This window comes from Streptomyces sp. NPDC049597 (assembly GCF_040675505.1).
Taxonomy (GTDB): Bacteria; Actinomycetota; Actinomycetes; order Streptomycetales; family Streptomycetaceae; genus Streptomyces.
On the sequence record NZ_JBFAOY010000001.1, the window covers coordinates 266,191 to 282,863 of the forward strand.

A 16,673-nucleotide genomic window follows, 5' to 3' on the forward strand; every position below is an offset into this window, starting at 1 on the left:
CAAGGCGCGCTGACTCACAGCCGCTGGATGATCGTCCCGGTCGCCTGCGCGCCGCCCGCGCACATCGTGATCAGCGCGAACTCCTTGTCGGCGCGCTCCAGTTCGTGCAGGGCGGTGGCGATCAGCCGCGCGCCCGTGGCGCCGACGGGGTGGCCGAGGGCGATGCCCCCACCGTTGACGTTGACCTTCTCCAGGTCCTGGTCGAAGACCTGGGCCCAGCTCAGCACCACCGAGGCGAACGCCTCGTTGACCTCGACCAGGTCGATGTCCTTCAGCGACATGCCCGCCTTGCCGAGCACCGCGCGCGTGGCGTCGATGGGGCCGTCGAGGTGGAAGTGCGGGTCGGCCCCGACGAGGGCCTGCGCGACGATCCGCGCGCGGGGCCTCAGTTTCAGCGCCCGCGCCATCCGCTTGGACGCCCACAGCACGGCGGCGGCCCCGTCGGAGATCTGCGAGGAGTTCCCGGCGGTGTGCACGGCGTTCGGCATGACCGGTTTCAGCCGTGCCAGCGCCTCCATCGAGGTGTCCCGCAGCCCTTCGTCGCGGTCGACGAGCCGCCACATGCCCTGGCCGGCGGCCTGCTCCTCCTCGGTCGTCGGCACCTGCACGGCGAACGTCTCGCGTTTGAACCGCTCCTCGCTCCAGGCGATCGCGGCCCGCTCCTGCGAGACGAGCCCGAGGGCGTCCACGTGCTCGCGGGTCAGCCCGCGGCGCCGCGCGATCCGCTCGGCGGCGTGGAACTGGTTGGGCAGGTCCACGTTCCACTCGTCCGGGAAGGGCTTGCCGGGCCCGTGCTTGGACCCGCTGCCGAGCGGCACCCGCGACATGGCCTCCACGCCGCAGCCGATGCCGATGTCGACGACGCCGGAGGCGATCATGTTGGCGACCATGTGGCTCGCCTGCTGCGAGGAGCCGCACTGGCAGTCCACGGTCGTCGCGGCCGTCTCGTACGGCAGGCCCATGGCGAGCCAGGCGGTGCGGGCCGGGTTCATGGACTGCTCGCCGGCGTGCGTGACGGTGCCGCCGACGATCTGCTCGACGCAGTCGGCGGGGATGCCGGTGCGGCCGAGGAGTTCGCGGTAGGTCTCGCCGAGCAGGTAGGCGGGATGGAGGTTGGCGAGGAGTCCTCCCCGCTTGCCGATGGGGGTGCGTACGGCTTCGACGATGACGGGTTCCGCGGCCATGAGCTCGTCCTCTCCTCGCTCGGCCCCCGGGCGTCCCGGCGCCCACCGGGCCGAACTCGCGAACTGATACGCGTTCTAGTTCCCCCTGAAGTCTGATGGCTATTACCGCCGGTACGCAAGGGTCCTGCACGCCCCCACTGGGCACTTTCCGGGCAACTCCTCCCTTCATGGCCCTTGCCACTTGTAGAACTCGTTACTACCTTTCGGACACCTCCTGATGGCTCGTCAGACCGTCCACCAGAACGCGGAGCTGCCGATGTCCTGCCCCCATCTGCCCGACGGGTTCGACTTCACCGACCCCGACCTCCTCCAGGCGCGCGTCCCCCACCCGGAGTTCGCCGAGATGCGGCGCACGGCCCCGGTCTGGTGGTGCGCCCAGCCGGCCGGCGTCTCCGGCTTCGACGACGAGGGGTACTGGGTCGTCACCCGGCACGCGGACGTCAAGCACGTCTCCACGCACCCCGAGCTGTTCTCGTCGCACACAAACACGGCGGTCATCCGCTTCAACGAGTCGATCAGCCGTGACCAGATCGAGGTCCAGAAGCTGATCATGCTGAACATGGACCCGCCGGAGCACACCCGTGTCCGCCAGATCGTCCAGCGCGGCTTCACCCCGCGCGCGGTGCGCTCACTGGAGGACGCCCTGCGCCGCCGGGCGCGCTCGATCGTCGAGACGGCGCTCGCCCGCGCCGAGGACGACGGCAGCTTCGACTTCGTCACGAACATCGCCGTGGAGCTCCCGCTCCAGGCGATCGCCGAACTCATCGGCGTCCCCCAGGAGGACCGCTCCAAGATCTTCGACTGGTCCAACAAGATGGCCGCCTACGACGACCCGGAGTACGCGATCACGGAGGAGGTCGGCACCGAGGCGGCGATGGAGATCGTCTCGTATGCGATGAACCTGGCGGCGGCGCGCAAGGAGTGCCCGGCGACGGACATCGTCAGCCAACTGGTCGCCGCCGAGGGCGAAGGGAACCTCTCCTCGGACGAGTTCGGCTTCTTCGTGATCCTGCTCGCGGTGGCCGGGAACGAGACGACGCGCAACGCGATCAGCCACGGCATGCACGCGTTCCTGACGCACCCGGACCAGTGGGAGCTCTACAAGCGCGAGCGCCCGTCGACGGCCGCCGAGGAGATCGTGCGCTGGGCGACCCCGGTGGTCTCCTTCCAGCGCACGGCGACCCAGGACGTCGACCTGGGCGGTGTCCGCATCAAGAAGGGCGACCGGGTCGGCCTGTTCTACTCCTCGGCCAACAACGACCCGGAGGTCTTCACCGACCCCGGACGCTTCGACATCACCCGCGACCCCAATCCGCATCTGGGCTTCGGCGGCGGAGGCCCGCACTTCTGCCTCGGCAAGTCCCTGGCGGTGATGGAGATCGACCTGATCTTCCAGGCGACAGCGGATGCCCTCCCGAACCTGCGTCTGGCGGGCGCCCCCCGCCGGCTGCGCTCGGCGTGGCTGAACGGCATCAAGGAGCTGCGGGTCGGCGTCGGCGGCTGAGCAGCGCGCGCCGGGCCCGGACCCGGGAGACGGGGGCATCCCCTGCGCCCCGCCCCTGTCCCCCGCCGAGCCCCTCAGGTCAGCGGGCGCCCCGCGTCCCGGCGCGGCGGATGCGCCAGGCGACGCCGGCTCCGGCCGCACACGCCAGCAGGACTCCCCCTGCCACCAGGAGGGTGCCGGTTCCCCCCGTGCCGGAGCGGGCGGCTGGGCCGGAGGTGGCACTCGCGGTGGTCCGCCCCTCGTCACCGTCTCCCGCGGACTCGGGCTGCGCCGTACCTTTTCCGACCGTGGGCCGCTCCGTGCCGGGTCCGGTCGTGGGCCGCTCCGTGCCGGGACCGGCCGTGGGCGAGGCAGGGGTTCCGGGAGAGACCGTGATCTCCTCCTCGTCCCGGCCGAGCCCCGGATGGCCCGCCTCCACGGTGACCCGCCAGCGCCCGGGGGGCAGCGCCTCCGCCGTGGTGTGACCGGTCGCCGAGGCGGGGTCGCGGACGAGCCTCCAGGGGCCGAGCGACCTGCTCCCGTCGGCGCTGACCGCATTCACGGTGGCAGCGACCCGCTCGTCGACCGGGTCGTTGTCGTTCTCCCAGGTGACGGTCGTCCGCACGCGACCGAAGTCGTGCCCGGTGATCTCCACCTTCAGGGTGTCGCCGTGGGCCAGGGCGCCGGTGGCGGTGGTCAGGGACAGGGCCGCGCCCGCCAACGCGGTGGCGACGGCCGGGCCGAGGGCTCGGCGCATGACGATGTCCTCCATGGATGAGATGTGGGGTGGAACGGGGACGGCCGGCGGGCCACAGGCCCGCCGGCCGTCATGGAACTGATGCGGGGTCCTCAGGCTCAGGCGGCCTTCTGGACCGTCCACACCTGGGCCGGCGCGCCCGCCGCGTGCTGCAGCTCGATCAGCCAGGACCCGTAGTACGGGCGGTTGCTGACGCCGAGGACGTAGCGGCTGTCACCGGCCGTCACCGTCACGCCGTTGCCGCTCCGGGCGATCCTCCACCGCTGGGCAGCGGTGTCGGCGCAGGGCTGCTGCGCCACGTACATGCCGGCGGAGGGAGCGCCGCCGACCTGGAGGCACTTGCCGGAGACGGCGGAACGGATACGGGTGTAGCCGTTGCCAGCGCTGTCGAAGTACCACTGCTGCTGGGCGTATCCGTTGTGCTGCGAGCCGACGAGGACGGTGCCGTCGCCGCTCCTGCCGCCCCAGATCTCGGCGGCGTTCCCGGTCGCGCTGTTGGTGAGCAGGTGGCGCGTGTTGGGCGTGGGGGTCGTCCCGTCGCCGTCACCACCGCCCGAGGTGCGGAACGAGGCCGCCTTGCCCCGGCCGCTGTCGCGGCCCGAGGTGTCACGCACGGAGACGGATACGGTGTAGTTCGTTCCCGGCTTCAGGTTGTAGACACGGGCGCTGGTCCCCTGCACCCAGCCGATGGCCTGGTCGTTCAGGAAGATCTGGTACCAGGCCGCTCCGCTGACCGCGTTCCAGCTCGCGACCGCCGAGTCCGGGCCGATCTGCCCGACGGTGACGGCGGGTCCGGTGCCGGAGCCGTTCGTCGGGGTGGGCTTGGGCGTCGGCGTAGGACTGGGGTTCGGGTCGGTCCCGGTGCCGCCCTTGATCAGGAACTGGTTGTCCGCCATGTTCCAGTGCGTGGCGAGGTAGCTGCCCTGCCTGGGGTTGGTGTGGAAGTAGTCGTCGTGGTTGCAGTCCAGGCGGTTCTCGTAGTCCTGGCCCTGGCAGACGTAGCGCATCTTCGGGTAGTAGGGGGTGTCCGAGTAGCACATGACGTCGTACTCGTCCGTGCAGTGGGCGCCCCGGCTGGTGTTGGGTGCGCTGTTGTTCACCGCGCCGAGGTTGTGGCCCAGTTCGTGCGCCGCGGTGTGTCCGCCCCAGCAGCCGGTGTCGGTACGGCCGTAGGAGGGGCCGAAGTTGCTGAGGTTGTTCTGACCGGGACGCTCGTCCCCGGCGAAGGAGCCGATGCCGCAGTAGACCTGCGTGTCCGCGAAGATCATGTACTTGCGGTCACGGCGGTCGAGCCCCTTGGCCGCGAGCGCCCTGTTCGTGGCGCTGAACTCGGTGAGCGCGGAGGCCGGGAGCTCGATGTTGAGCACGGTCGGCGTGCAGTCGGCGGCCGTCACATAGCGGATGTTGCGCACACCGCCGGTGTCCTTGGCGCTCTGCGAGTAGATGAGGTCGGCGTCGGCGGCCCACTTGCGGAACGACGGGAAGTACTCCGCGTACCGGTCTCGTCCGGGGGCGTGCACGTACACGACCTGGACACGGTTGCCGCTGTTGCCGTCGCCGTCGCAGCGCACGGTCTGCCCGGCGGGCCCGTTCGCCGCGGGGGCCTGCGAGGCGGAACTTCCGGCAGCGGGAGGGCTGCTCGCCTTGCCGGCCGAGGCCGCGGCGTCGAGTGCGGGTGCCGCGGTGCGCGGAAGCTCTCCCCCGGAAGGCTTCGGGCTGCCCGCCTCGGTCGGATCCTCCGCGGGTGCGGCGGCCTTCACCGCGGGCGGAGTGTCCTTCTTGATGTCCACGCCCTTCGGAGGGGCGTCAGGGCCGTGAGTGCAGTGGCCGTCGGCCGTGCGGTACACCCCCGCGCACGGATCCCCCTCGTGCGCGGGCTTCAGCCCTTCGTAGATCATGCCCCGCTTGGGCTCACTCTTGGGCACTTCCGTGAGCGGCTCGGGGTCCTTGTCGCGAGCCGGCTCCTTGGCCGGCTCCGGGGTCGCTGCGAGCGGCTCCCCCTGGGCGAGCGACAGCGGTCGGTTCTCGTCCGACCCCGGCTGGGTCGCCTGGTAGGCCACTCCGGCCACAACCGCCATGACGGCGACCGCGGCCGTGCCGAGTATGAGCCGGCGGGACTTGCGACGCGGAGGCTTCTTGAGTCTTCTGCGTCCGGACAAACTGCACCTCTTCCTTGGTCAGGGGATGGGTGCGCGAAAGCTTGCCAGAACAAATGAGCGGAAAATTAAGACAAATGGGATCGGCCTTTGCGAAGTCGTTCTGTTATCAGTGCTCTTGAATTGATGATCCGTCAACTCGTAGTAGGTACAAGGAAGTTACGCGCGTTGAGCGACTGTGGTCTAGTCCCATTTAAGGATGCCGTAATCTGATCGAAATATGAATCTGCCCCTTTTTGAATTTCCGTCAACTTCGTTTCTCACGGGGCGAATTGGCGCGATCACAAACAGTGCGGCCTCCTTCCCGTCGAGGGAAGGAGGCCGCTGTCCTTGCGGTGACGATGAATAGCCGGTCCGCTACCGCTCCGACACCATGCGCGATGAGGCACCCTCTCGCCGCAGCGAGTCGACGAACGCGGCGAACGCGGCGGGGGCGAGGTGGAGGACGGCTCCGTCGGGAACCTTGGAGTCGCGCACGGCCACGGCATGGGCGAGCGGCGCGCACTCGACGCACTCGCCACCCTTGTCGTCGCTGTAGCTGGACTTGCGCCAGGTGGCGCCGCCGAGGGGGGCGCACTCGACGCAGTCGCCGCCCTGGTCGCTGCTGTAACTGGACTTACGCCACTGTGTCGTGCTGCTCTCCATAGCGCTCCTCCAGAACGTCTCGGATCAGCTGCGCCGAGTCCTTGATCGAGAGGGCTGCGGCCTGCAGGTGATCGTAACGGAGCGAACAGTCGCTGACCGTGGCCGGGTTGGCCGTCGGATGGCCCGTCCCATAGCCCTCGGTGTAGAGGATCGTCGGGTCGCTCGCGAAACGGTAGAGGTTGAAGGAGCCAGTCAGGCCGGCATGCGCACCGGCCACGTACCGCAGCACCTGCACGTTCACCCGAGGATTCCCCTCGTACGACAACAGCCGCTCCAGTTGACCGCGCATCACCCCCGTGCCGCCGATCTCCTGTCGCAGCGCCGCCTCGCCCAGGATCGCCCACAGCACCGGCGGCTCGTCCTTCTCCAGGATGCGCTGGCGCGCAAGGCGGACCGCCGTACGGTCGTCGAGTCGCGTGGGGTCCATCGTGCCGAGCACCGCGCGGGCGTAGCCCTCCGTCTGGAGCAGGCCGTGCACCATGTGGGTCTGGAACGTCGAGATCTCCGTCGCCCGCGCCTCCAGCTCCGCCACCTGCTGGAACCATGCGGGCAGCTGGCTGCGCAGCACCAGGCCGAGCAGCCGCGACAGCAGACCGCCCGTCCCGAGCGCCGCGTCCACGCGTTCGCTGAACTCCGCCGTCGGAAGCTTCCTGGCCGTCTCGACCTGGCCCACCAGCGAGCCCGTGTAGTTGACGATCGCGCCGAGCTGTTTCTGCGTCAGGCCCGCCGTCTCGCGGTAGCGGCGCAGCTCGTAGCCGTAGTAGTCGAGCGGCGAGGCGCTCGGGTCGAGGGCGTTGATGTGTCGGACGTCGGGCATGACGGATCCCCCTTGCTCAACTGCCGCAACCGGAAAGCACGTTGCGTACGTTCGGTAGCCGAGCGTAGTCGCCGCAGGCCACGCTCGTGGCGTGAACGAAGACATTCCCCAGTACGGTATGCGCCTCACCGCGGGCGCCCACTCGGCGCGGCACGTCCGGCGGATCGTCCGCTGCTACCTGACGCTGTGGAAACTGCGCGAACTCGCCGACTCCGTCGAACTCGCGGTCACCGAGCTGCTGGCCAATGTCGTGCGTCATGTGCCGGGCGGGCACTGCGCGTTGGTCATCCTGCGGCATCCGGACGGCGTACGCGTCGAGGTGTCGGACGGCGTCGACCGGCTGCCCGTCCTGCGGCACGCCGACGCGGACGACGAGGACGGCCGTGGGCTGGCGCTGCTCGACGCCGTCGTCGACAAGTGGGGCGTGGACAGCCGGAGGCAGGGCGGCAAGACGGTCTGGTTCGAGGTGGCCCCGGCCGTCGCTCAAGTGGCGGAACCGGCCGATGTGTCGGACGATGGCTGAACGCGACGATCCACCCCGGAGGGTGCGGGACGCATGCCCCGTACCTCCCGGGGCTCACGCACGTGTGACCGCGACCTCCTTGGACTCGGCCGCCCTGGCGGAGGGCACCGCATGTGCCGGGATCCGCAGCTCGCGGCGTCCGGCCAGTGCGTACGTGAGGCCGAAGCCCGCGCCGACCACGGCCGCGCCGCCGACCGCGTCGAGCACCCAGTGGTTCGCGGTGGCGACGATGGCGCACACCGTGAACAGCGGGTGCAGGAGCGCGACGAGCTTCATCCACAGCCTGGGTGCGAGCACCAGCACGATGATTCCGCACCACAGCGACCAGCCGAAGTGCAGCGACGGCATGGCCGCGTACTGGTTGGTGACGGCCGTCATCGCGCCGTAGTCGGGATGCGCCAGGTCCTGCGGTCCGTGCACCGTGTCGACGAAGCCCATGCCCGGCATCAGGCGCGGCGGCGCCAGCGGGTACAGCCAGAACCCGAGCAGCGCGAGCAGCGTCGCCAGGGCCAGCGAGGAGCGGGCCCAGCGGTAGTCCCAGGGGCGGCGGACGTACAGGATGGCCAGGACGCACAGCGGGATCAGGAAGTGGAAGGACGTGTAATAGAAGTCGAGAAACGCCTCCAACCAGTCCGTCCGCACCACCGCCTGGTTCACCCGGTGCTCGATGTCGATGCCGAGCGCGCCCTCGGCGGAGTGGATCTGCCGGGCGTGCGACTCCGCCGCGTCGACGCTGCCGGTCGCGGCGGCGCGGATGCGCGAGTACACCGAGTACCCGACGCGGATCACCAGCAGTTCCAGGAGCAGGTTCGGGCGGCTGAGCACGCGCCGCCAGAACGGGAGCAGCGGTACACGGCTCCAGCGCGCGGGCAGGGGCCGGGCGTACCGCGTGGGGACGGGGCGCCGGAAGTACGGCGACGCGCGCGACAGGAACGGCACCGCGCAGGAGGCGGCGAGCGCGGCGATGAGCAGGGCGTTGTCGCGGATCGGCTGCAGCACCGTCATGTTCGGCAGCAGCATCGTGCCGGGGAGCGTCATCACCAGGACGACGAGAACCGGCCACAGCAGGCGGTCGCCGGCACGCTTGCCGACCCGGCCGGCGACGGCGAGGAGCACCCACAGCAGCTGGTGCTGCCAGGCCGTCGGGGAGACGGCGACGGCGACGCAGCCGGTGAGCGCGACGGCGAGGAGGAGCTGGCCGTCGCGGGCGTAGTGGACGGCGCGGCGCAGGCCGAGGAACGTCACGGCGGCGGCGAGGGCCAGGCAGAGGGCGATCTCCAGCGGGCCCTCGACGCCGAAGCGGAGCAGGGCGCCGTGCAGGGACTGGTTGGCGGGGCCGTCGGGGCGGGGGCCGAGACCGGCCCCGGCGACGTGGTGGACCCAGTACGTCCACGAGTCGCCGGGCAGCGCGGCCCAGGCGAGCGCGGAGAGGGCGGCGAAGGTGCCCGTGGCGCACGCGGCGGCCTGCCGGCGGCCGGCGAACCACAGCAGCGGCGCGAAGAGCAGAACGGTGGGCTGCAGGGCCGCGCCGAGACCGATGAGCAGGCCGGAGGATCTCTCGCCGCGTGCGGCGAAGCAGCCGAGGAGGACGAGCAGGACGGGGATGATGCTGGTCTGGCCGAGGTGGAAGCTGTTGCGCACCGGAAGGGACAGCATCAACAGGCTGACGGCGACCGGCGCGGCCAGCAGGCTGCTGCGGCGCGACACGGGAGCGGGCAGGGCGCGCGAGACGACGAGGCCGAGGGCGACCACGAGCAGCAGGGTGCCGAACGTCCAGACGACGCCGAGGCTCTGCTCGGCGGAGCCGGCGAACGGTCTGAGCACGAGCCCGGCGAACGGGGTGCCGGTGAACGGGGTGCCGGCGAACCGGCCGGCGTCGTAGAGGCCGCCCGTTACCTGCAGCACACCGCTGGGGCCGATCAAGGTCTCCAGGTCGGTGAGCCGTTCACCGGGCGGCTGCCGCAGCACCGCTGCCGCCTGCCGTACGGCGAGAACGGTGGCGACGAGCCACAGCGCCGCCCTGGCCGCCCCCGTCCTCGCGTCCGTCGCCGTGCTGCCGCGCACGCTGCCCTCCGCGTTCGCCACGTCGCGCCGCGCCTCCCCACCGTTGCCACCGTCGTGTCGTCCCGGTCCTGCCGCCCTGCCGTCCTGCGCCCCGTGGTCCTGCGTGTCGTGCGGTCCTGCGTGTCGTGCGGTCCCGCGTGTCCTGTTCCGGCCTCGCGGGGCGTCGGCAGGGCGTGCCGCACTGCCCTGCCGGAAAGACTCAGGCAACCCCTTCTTCGCCTGCCTGTCACCCCGTTGCTGTCCGGTTCTCGCCACTCGATCGCACCCCGGAAGCCCTGACCAGCCGGAACCGCCGACGCGCCCGGCACCGTCACAGGAGGCATGCGTCGGAACATACAAGAACGCGGGCCGCGCCCGCGCGCGCTCGTCGTCCTGTTGCTGCTGCTCGGCTTCCAGCTCGGGGCTCTGGTCGCGCCGGCTCACGCCTGCGGCTGCGGCGCGATGGTGCCCGACCCGAACGCGAGCATCACGGTGGGCCGGGAGACCTCGGTGGTCGACTGGGACGGCCGCACCGAGCAGATCGTCATGCGGTTCACGGTCACGTCCGACACGCCGCGGGCGGCATGGATCATGCCGGTGCCGGGGCGGGCCACGGTCGACCTCGCGGACGAGGCGCTCTTCGACGAACTGGTGCGCATCGCCGCGCCCGAGCACCGCGAGCGGCAGTACTTCTGGCCGCGCGGCAACGACTGGCCGTTCGACGACGTGGACGGCGCGGGGGCCGCGCCGCCGAGTGCGGCCGCCCCGGACGCCGGGGTGGGCGTGGTCGGCCGTGAACGGCTGGGGGACTTCGACGTCGCCCGGCTGACGGCGACCGACCCAAACGCGCTGGGCGACTGGCTGGAGGAGAACGGCTTCGAGATGCCCGCCGGCCTCACCGGCGACCTGCGGCCGTACGTCGACCGGGGCTGGGAGTACGTGGCCGTACGGCTCGCGCCGCGCGAGGAGGGGGCGGTGCTGACGGGCACGCTCGACCCCCTGCGGCTGCGGTTCGCGAGCGACGAACTCGTCTATCCGATGCGGCTGTCCCGGCGCGCGGACACGGCCCAGTCCCTCGGTCTGTTCGTGCTCGCCGGGCACCGCATGGAGCCGCGCTCGGCGATCGGCGGCAGCGAGCCGGAGGTGACCTACGCGGGGCGCGTGACGTCGCCGACCGGGGAGCTGGGCCGTCTCACGGGCGGGAAGGAACGCTTCCTCACCGTCTTCGACCAGGAGTTCCCCGACCCGTCCCGGATCAACGGCGACCACGAGCTGCGGGCGGCTGCCGAAGACACACCCTTTCGGCGGGTGGTGTGGCACGACGAGCTGCTGACGCTGGGCGGCGTACCGGTGTGGCTGCTGACGCTCGGCGCGGTCGCCGCCGGGGCGTCGGCGGCGGTGGTGTGGGCGGTACGGGTACGGCGGCACAGGCCGGTCCGGCCGTCGAATCCCGTGCCGACGCCGGTGCCCTGAAATAGCGTGACCCGTATGACTGATGACGCTGCGCAGGACCGACTGCAGGACCGGTGGAACGCCGTCGACCGCTACGTCGGCGAGCTTCTCGTGCCCGAGGACGACGCGCTCACGGAGGCGCTGGCGGCGAGCGAGGCGGCGGGGCTCCCGTCGATCAACGTCGCCCCGAACCAGGGCAAGCTGCTGCATCTGCTGGCCCGGATCCAGGGAGCGCGCACGGCGCTGGAGATCGGCACGCTGGGCGGCTACAGCACGATCTGGCTGGCGCGCGCGCTGCCGGCGGACGGCCGGCTGATCTCCCTCGAATACGACCCGGCCCGCGCCGACGTGGCCCGCGCGAACCTCGCCCGCGCCGGGTGCGACAAGGTCGCCGAGGTCAGGACGGGCGCGGCGCTGGACCTGCTCCCCCGCCTGGAGGCGGAGCCGGGAGCGGGCCCGTTCGACCTCGTCTTCATCGACGCGGACAAGGCGAACAACGCCCGCTACGTGGAATGGGCACTGCGCCTGACGCGCCCGGGAAGCGTGATCGTGGTGGACAACGTGGTGCGCGGCGGCGGGGTGACGGACCCGTCGAGCGGGGACCCGGCGATTGTCGGCACGCGGGAGATGTACCGGCTGGTGGCGGACGAGCCGCGGCTGGACGCGACGGTGGTGCAGACGGTGGGCGTGAAGGGGTGGGACGGGCTGCTGGTGGCGCGCGTGCTGAGCTGATGCTCCCCGCCCCGCCCCTTGCCGGCCGGGGCTCCGCCCCAGCCCCGCCTTCCGGGGGCTCCGCCCCGGTACCGCGCTTCGCGCGGTGTTCCGTTCGCGCGTGCGAGAGCCAGCCTCGTCGGCTTTCGGGGCGCGGCCGCCCCGGGGGGAAGACATCCAGCCCCTCGGCGTCTGAGGCGCGGACCCCCGTGTGTGCGGCTCGGGCGGCGTCCCCCGGGGGCGGGGCGGGGCGTGCGGCAGGATGGGGGCATGAGCATCGTGAAGATCAACGTCCTCACCGTCCCCGCCGAGCAGCGGGAGACCCTTGAGAAGCGCTTCGCCTCCCGCGCCGGCACCGTCGAGTCGTCCGACGGGTTCGAGTGGTTCGAGCTGCTGCGGCCCGTCGAGGGCACCGACCAGTACCTCGTGTACACCCGCTGGCGCGACGAGGAGTCGTTCCAGGCGTGGATGGAGGGCCCCATGAAGGCGGCGCACCAGGGCGGCGGCGAGGGCGGCGAGCGTCCCAGGCCCGCCGCGAGCGGGTCCACCGTGTGGTCCTTCGAGGTGATCCAGCAGGCCGCTCCCAAGGTCTGACACCTGTCGGACTCGGGCCCGGACCCGTGAGCGCCGCGGGCCCGGACCCGTGAGCGCCGCGGGCCCGGACCCGTGAGCGCCGGGGGCGTCGACGCTGGTACGGCGCCGTAATTCGTAATTCGCTGGCGGGACGGGCCCGTCCGGGGATACAGAGGTCCGTATGACCGAGTGGACCCTCGCCCCCGAGGCCGTCGACACCGACGACGCCCACGCCCTGCGCCGCGCCTACTACGGCGACGTCGCAGGCAGCTACTGGAAGCGGCCGGCGACCGACGCCGAGATCGACGAGGGACTGACCGGGGACGGCGCCGAGCGACTCGTCCCGCCCACCGGCCAGTTCGTCGTCGGACGCTACGGGGGCGAGGCCGCCGCCTGCGGCGGGGTGCTGATGCTGGACGCGGAACGGGCCGAGCTCACCCGCGTGTTCGTCCGCCCCGCCTTCAGGGGCCTGAGGGGCGCCGGGCTGCTCATGGACCGGCTGGAGCACGAGGCCCGCGCCCTGGGCGCCCGCCGCATGGTGCTCAACACCCGGCTGGATCTGCTCGCCGCCCGGTCCCTGTACGCACGGCACGGGTACGAGGAGATCCCGGCGTACTGCACCGGCCCGTACATGGAGGTCTGGTACGGCAAGAAGCTCTAGTCGCTCAGTGCCGTCGAGGGTACTCCGCCGCAGGCCGCTCGTGGTCGCCGCGCGGCTCGGGGCTGTGAGGCCCTTCCGCGTCCGAGCCGCACAGCTCGCTGTTGAGCTCGCGCACCAGCTGGATCAGGTCGGTCGGCCGGTCCGGCCCCCACCAGTCGCCCAGCAGCTCCGCCAGAGACTCCTCGCGGGCCTGCGACAGCCGGGCCGCCGCCTCCGCGCCCCGGTCCGTGAGCAAGAGGTCCAGGCCCTCGCGGCGGGCCAGCCCACGCCCTTCGATCTCGCGGGCCGCCTCGGTGACGGCGCGCAGCGGCACCGGCGTGGTCTCGGCGAGGCGGGCCGGTTCCACCGTGCCGTGCCGCCTGATCCGCAGCAGGAGCCAGCTGGAGGCGGGCAGCAGGTCGTACCCGGCGCGCGCGGTGATCTTCTCGTAGATGTGCCGGCGCCCCTCGCGGGAGCCCAGGACGGACAGGGCGCGGGCCACCTCGTCGTGCGAGGAGCGTTCGACCGGGTTGGAGGCGAGCGTCTGGCTGGGGTCGGGCGCGGTGACCGAGCCGCGCAGCGTGTCCTCCCTGAGGAACCAGGAGATGAGGAACGCGAGGAGGACGACCGGCACCGCGTACAGGAAGACGTCCGTGATGGACGTGGCGTACGCGTGGAGCACGGACGGGCGCAGCGGCGGCGGGAGTTCGGCGATGGCGCGCGGGTCGGCCGCGAGTTCGGACGGGCCCGCGCCCGGCGGCACACGCTGTCCGGCGAGGGCGTCGTCGAGCTTGTCCTCCAGCCGGTTGGTGAAGATCGTGCCGAAGACGGCGACACCGAACGACGCCCCGATGGACCGGAAGAACGTCGCACCGGACGTGGCGACGCCCAGGTCCTCGTAGCTGACCGCGTTCTGCACGACGAGCACCAGCACCTGCATGACCAGGCCGAGTCCGGCGCCGAAGACGAAGAAGGTCACACTCATCTGCCAGGTGGAACTGGACTCCTTCAGCTGGTGCAGCAGGACGAGCCCGAGCGCGGTGACGGCCGTTCCGGCGACGGGGAACACCTTCCAGCGGCCGGTGCGGCTGACGATCTGCCCGGACGCCGTCGAGGTGATCAGCATGCCGAGGACCATCGGCAGCATGTGCACACCGGACATGGTCGGCGACACGCCCTGCACCACCTGGAGGAACGTCGGAAGGTACGTCATCGCCCCGAACATCGCGAAGCCGATGACGAAGCTGATGACGGCGACGAGGCTGAACGTCCTGATGCGGAACAGCTTCAGCGGCAGCACCGGTTCGGCGGCGCGCCGCTCGACGGCGACGAACGCCACGAGCAGGACGGCCCCGAGCACGGCGAGCCCGACGATCTGCGCCGAGCGCCACGCCCAGGTGACGCCGCCGAGGGAGGCGACGAGGACGAGGCAGGTGGCGACGGAGGCGATGAGGAACGTGCCGAGGTAGTCGATCGTGTGCCGGGTGGCGCGGGCCGGGATGTGCAGGACGGCGGCGATGACGAGCAGCGCGACGACGCCGATGGGCAGGTTGATGTAGAAGACCCAGCGCCAGCTGAGGTGTTCGGTGAAGAACCCGCCGAGGAGCGGGCCGAGGACGCTGGTCGCGCCGAAGACGGCTCCGAACAGGCCCTGGTAGCGGCCGCGTTCGCGGGGCGCGACGATGTCGCCGACGATCGCCATGGACAGCACCATGAGACCGCCGCCGCCGAGGCCCTGGAGGGCGCGGTAGGCGATGAGCTGGGGCATGTTCTGCGCGATGCCGCACAGGGCGGAGCCGAGGAGGAAGATGACGATGGCGGCCTGGAAGAGCTTCTTGCGGCCGTACTGGTCGCCGAGTTTGCCCCACAGGGGGGTGGCGGCGGTGGAGGCCAGCATGTAGGCGGTGACCACCCAGGACAGGTGGTCCATGCCGCCCAGTTCGCTGACGATGGTCGGCAACGCGGTGGCGACGATGGTCTGGTCGAGCGCGGCGAGCAGCATGCCCAGCAGCAGCGCTCCGATGGCGACGAGTACGGTCCGGCGGTTCCGGACCTCTCCGGGGGCCGGGGACGAGTGCGCGGTGCTCACTTCCTGGGCCATGCGGATCTCCTTTGCGTTCCCTTCCATCGTGGTGGGTGTGTCCGGTTATGGCCTGCCGAGGGGCGGGCGGGGCGGGACAGGTGGGGTGGTGCCGTGCGGTCGGGCACCGGGCGTCTGCATAATCGGCGGCATTCCTAGGGGAGGGGCCGGCCATGACCGGAAACAGCTGTCCCGAGTGCGGCGGACCGCGGAGCGCGGACGGCGGCGCCGGGTCCGGATGCGACTGCGCGCGCAGAGCGGTGGAGGCGATGCGGGCGGAGCGTCAGGCGCGTGCCGCGGCGGCGGAGGACTTCGATCCGCTGCGGATCCGCCCGTATGTGGCGCTCCCGGAGCCGGACTTCATCGACACGGCCCCGCCGCCCCCGCTCCCCGGCGAGGCACCGCGACCGCAGGCCGTCCGCCCTGCGTACGGGGCTGCGCCGGGGGCGATCGCGCCCGGGGTCGTCCGGGCGGGCCCGGTCCCGCCCGCGGCCGGAGCGGCGGGAACCGTCGGCCCCGCGGCCTCGGGGGCCGTCGCCCGCGGATTCGCCCCGGGACCGGCGGGCCACGCCGCACCGGACCCAGCAGGGGCCGGGATCGTCGGCCCCGCACACCCGGGGGCGGGCGCCGTCGTGATACGCGGCGAGGCCTGGCCTGCCGGGCCCGTCGGTCCGGCCGGGGGCGTGGGCCACGGCCCGGAAGGGCCCGGGACCGCCGGGCCGAGACTCGCGCCGGGTGGCTCCGGTGCGCGCAACGCTCCCGTACCGCAGGCCGGGCCCGGCCCGATGCCCGACCTCGCCTCGCCGCCCCCCGCGCCCCCTGGGGTCGTACGAGCCCCCGGAGAGCCCGACGCGGCGTGGGGCGACGACACGCACGAGCTGCCGCCGCTCGACGGCCGCGCCGCTGACGCCGCTCCGCCCGCCGAGAGCGCGCCACGGCGGCGTACGGCCGTCGCGGTCGTCGTCGGCGCGGCCGTTCTCGCCGTCGCGGGGACCATGGCGTTCGCCGGCGGCCTGTTCTCCGGGGAGCGCGAAGGCGACCACGTCTCGATGCCCGACCGGGGCACGAGCGGCCCCAGTCTCAACGTCGGCCCGGACGCGCCGTCCGCTCCCGCGTCCGTGTCCGGCTCGCCCTCCGCCTCCTCCCCCGCGTCGGCATCCTCCTCCGCCTCCGCGTCGGCGTCCGCGTCGGGGCGTCCCTCCGCGGGAGCCTCGGCGGACGGCACTGCACCGGCCGGATCCGCTCCTGGGGCGACGGCCCCGAGCGCTCCGCCGTCGACCGCCGTGGCGACCGGCAGCATGTCGGAGGACTCGCCGAGGCGGTCCTCGGCGAAGACGCTGCAGAAGGGCGACAGCGGCCCCGCCGTGACCGAGCTCCAGCTGCGGCTGGCGGAGATCCGGCTGTACGAGGGCCCCGTGGACGGGCAGTACGGCGAGAGCGTCGAGGACGCCGTGGCGCGGTACCAGTGGGCGCGCGGCATCAAGAGCGACCCCCTCGGCGTCTACGGACAGAAGACGCGCCGGTCCCTGGAGGCGGAGACGAGCGAGCCGTGACGAGGCCGAAGCGGGGGCGGGGTGGCGCGCCCCCGCCCCTCTTTTGTATCGTGTAG

14 protein-coding genes are annotated in these 16,673 nt (G+C 72.1%); 7 read left to right on the top strand and 7 right to left on the bottom strand.

Annotated features, from left to right (window positions below; all coding sequences use genetic code 11):
• Positions 1–14: 14 nt before the first annotated feature.
• Positions 15–1,184 (bottom strand): steroid 3-ketoacyl-CoA thiolase, encoded by a 1,170-nt coding sequence (locus AB0K02_RS01235; protein WP_365990250.1) that lies wholly within the window; start codon positions 1,182–1,184, stop codon positions 15–17.
• A gap of 256 nt (positions 1,185–1,440) precedes the next feature.
• Between AB0K02_RS01235 and AB0K02_RS01240 the strand changes: the two genes are divergently transcribed.
• A complete protein-coding gene (locus tag AB0K02_RS01240; RefSeq protein WP_365990720.1) occupies positions 1,441–2,688 on the top strand; it encodes a cytochrome P450 in 1,248 nt (415 codons plus the stop codon).
• A 79-nt stretch (positions 2,689–2,767) separates the two neighbouring features.
• On the opposite strand, the gene AB0K02_RS01245 is transcribed toward AB0K02_RS01240, so the two are convergent.
• From AB0K02_RS01245 to AB0K02_RS01260, 4 genes are all read right to left on the bottom strand, one after another.
• On the bottom strand, positions 2,768–3,439 hold the full coding sequence (locus AB0K02_RS01245) for a hypothetical protein (protein WP_365990251.1): 672 nt from the start codon (positions 3,437–3,439) through the stop codon (positions 2,768–2,770).
• 83 nt (positions 3,440–3,522) lie between these two features.
• Positions 3,523–5,583, bottom strand: coding sequence for an RICIN domain-containing protein (locus tag AB0K02_RS01250; RefSeq protein WP_365990252.1), 2,061 nt, complete (start codon positions 5,581–5,583; stop codon positions 3,523–3,525).
• A gap of 354 nt (positions 5,584–5,937) precedes the next feature.
• A complete protein-coding gene (locus tag AB0K02_RS01255) occupies positions 5,938–6,225 on the bottom strand; it encodes a DUF397 domain-containing protein (RefSeq protein WP_365990253.1) in 288 nt (95 codons plus the stop codon).
• The gene (locus AB0K02_RS01260) at positions 6,197–7,042 is read right to left on the bottom strand and encodes a helix-turn-helix transcriptional regulator (RefSeq protein WP_365990254.1); all 846 of its coding nucleotides are present in this window, start codon (positions 7,040–7,042) and stop codon (positions 6,197–6,199) included. The genes AB0K02_RS01255 and AB0K02_RS01260 overlap by 29 nt, the downstream gene beginning before the upstream one ends.
• A gap of 91 nt (positions 7,043–7,133) precedes the next feature.
• Here AB0K02_RS01260 and AB0K02_RS01265 point away from each other — a divergent pair, with 91 nt between their 5' ends.
• Positions 7,134–7,565 carry an ATP-binding protein gene (locus AB0K02_RS01265; protein ID WP_365990255.1) on the top strand — a complete coding sequence of 144 codons (432 nt, stop codon included), beginning with the start codon at positions 7,134–7,136 and terminating at the stop codon, positions 7,563–7,565.
• Positions 7,566–7,619: 54 nt separating this feature from the next.
• On the opposite strand, the gene AB0K02_RS01270 is transcribed toward AB0K02_RS01265, so the two are convergent.
• The gene (locus tag AB0K02_RS01270; protein WP_365990256.1) at positions 7,620–9,650 is read right to left on the bottom strand and encodes a bifunctional glycosyltransferase 87/phosphatase PAP2 family protein; all 2,031 of its coding nucleotides are present in this window, start codon (positions 9,648–9,650) and stop codon (positions 7,620–7,622) included.
• Positions 9,651–9,950: 300 nt separating this feature from the next.
• On the opposite strand from AB0K02_RS01270, the gene AB0K02_RS01275 reads away from it, so the two are divergent.
• The 4 genes from AB0K02_RS01275 to AB0K02_RS01290 all read left to right on the top strand — a co-directional run bounded on the left by AB0K02_RS01275 (position 9,951) and on the right by AB0K02_RS01290 (position 13,005).
• Positions 9,951–11,081, top strand: coding sequence for a DUF2330 domain-containing protein (locus AB0K02_RS01275; RefSeq protein WP_365990257.1), 1,131 nt, complete (start codon positions 9,951–9,953; stop codon positions 11,079–11,081).
• Positions 11,082–11,096: 15 nt separating this feature from the next.
• Positions 11,097–11,792: an O-methyltransferase gene (locus AB0K02_RS01280; RefSeq protein ID WP_365990258.1), complete on the top strand. Its 696-nt coding sequence runs from the start codon at positions 11,097–11,099 to the stop codon at positions 11,790–11,792.
• Positions 11,793–12,041: 249 nt separating this feature from the next.
• A complete protein-coding gene (locus tag AB0K02_RS01285; protein ID WP_365990259.1) occupies positions 12,042–12,365 on the top strand; it encodes an antibiotic biosynthesis monooxygenase in 324 nt (107 codons plus the stop codon).
• A gap of 160 nt (positions 12,366–12,525) precedes the next feature.
• On the top strand, positions 12,526–13,005 hold the full coding sequence (locus tag AB0K02_RS01290) for a GNAT family N-acetyltransferase (protein ID WP_365990260.1): 480 nt from the start codon (positions 12,526–12,528) through the stop codon (positions 13,003–13,005).
• A gap of 4 nt (positions 13,006–13,009) precedes the next feature.
• Here AB0K02_RS01290 and AB0K02_RS01295 read toward each other — a convergent pair whose 3' ends face one another.
• Entirely contained in the window at positions 13,010–15,085 is a 2,076-nt protein-coding gene (locus AB0K02_RS01295) for an MFS transporter (RefSeq protein WP_365990261.1), read from the bottom strand.
• Positions 15,086–15,237: 152 nt separating this feature from the next.
• Here AB0K02_RS01295 and AB0K02_RS01300 point away from each other — a divergent pair, with 152 nt between their 5' ends.
• A complete protein-coding gene (locus tag AB0K02_RS01300; protein ID WP_365990262.1) occupies positions 15,238–16,617 on the top strand; it encodes a peptidoglycan-binding protein in 1,380 nt (459 codons plus the stop codon).
• The last annotated feature ends 56 nt before the right edge of the window (positions 16,618–16,673 follow it).